Genomic DNA, 698 nt, shown 5'->3' on the forward strand with positions numbered 1-698 from the left:
GGGTGGGGTCTTGAGCAGATCGACCTCGACAGGACGGGAAAATTCATCCGCATCGACGACCAGTGCCGCAGCTCGATGCGCGGCATCTTTGCCATCGGCGACGTCACCGGCGAGCCGATGCTGGCGCATCGGGCGATGGCGCAGGGCGAGATGGTGGCCGAGATCGTCGCCGGCCACAAGAGAAGCTGGGACAAGCGCGCCATTCCCGCGATCTGCTTCACCGATCCGGAGCTGGTCACCGCGGGCCTGTCACCGGAAGAGGCGAAAGCGTTCGCCGGCGAGGTCAAGATCGGCCAGTTCCCCTTCGCCGCCAACGGCCGGGCGATGACGAAACAGGGCGAGGACGGTTTCGTGCGGGTCGTGGCGCGCGCCGACAATCATCTGGTGCTCGGCATTCAGGCGGTCGGGCAAGGCGTGTCCGAACTGTCGGCGGCCTTCGGCCTGGCGCTGGAGATGGGCGCGCGGCTGGAGGATATCGCCGGCACGATCCACGCGCATCCGACGCAAGGCGAAGGTTTCCAGGAAGCGGCGCTGAAGGCGCTGGGCCACGCGCTGCATATTTGAGCTCCTTACCCTCCCCCTTGTGGGGAGGGTCGATCCGCGAAGCGGAGCGGGGTGGGGGTTCTCGTAGGGCGCTGCCCCCTCCCCGGCGCTGCGCGCCGACCCTCCCCACAAGGGGGAGGGTGGGAGACTCACCC

At 68.2% G+C, this 698-nt stretch carries 1 protein-coding gene; it reads left to right on the forward strand.

The window, feature by feature from the left end; translation table 11 throughout:
- Positions 1-564 (forward strand): FAD-dependent oxidoreductase (locus EOA24_RS40010; protein WP_189354691.1); only part of this gene is annotated, 564 nt, incomplete at its 5' end.
- Positions 565-698 lie beyond the last annotated feature (134 nt).

The organism is Mesorhizobium sp. M2A.F.Ca.ET.039.01.1.1, assembly GCF_003998035.1.
Lineage (GTDB): Bacteria > Pseudomonadota > Alphaproteobacteria > Rhizobiales > Rhizobiaceae > Mesorhizobium.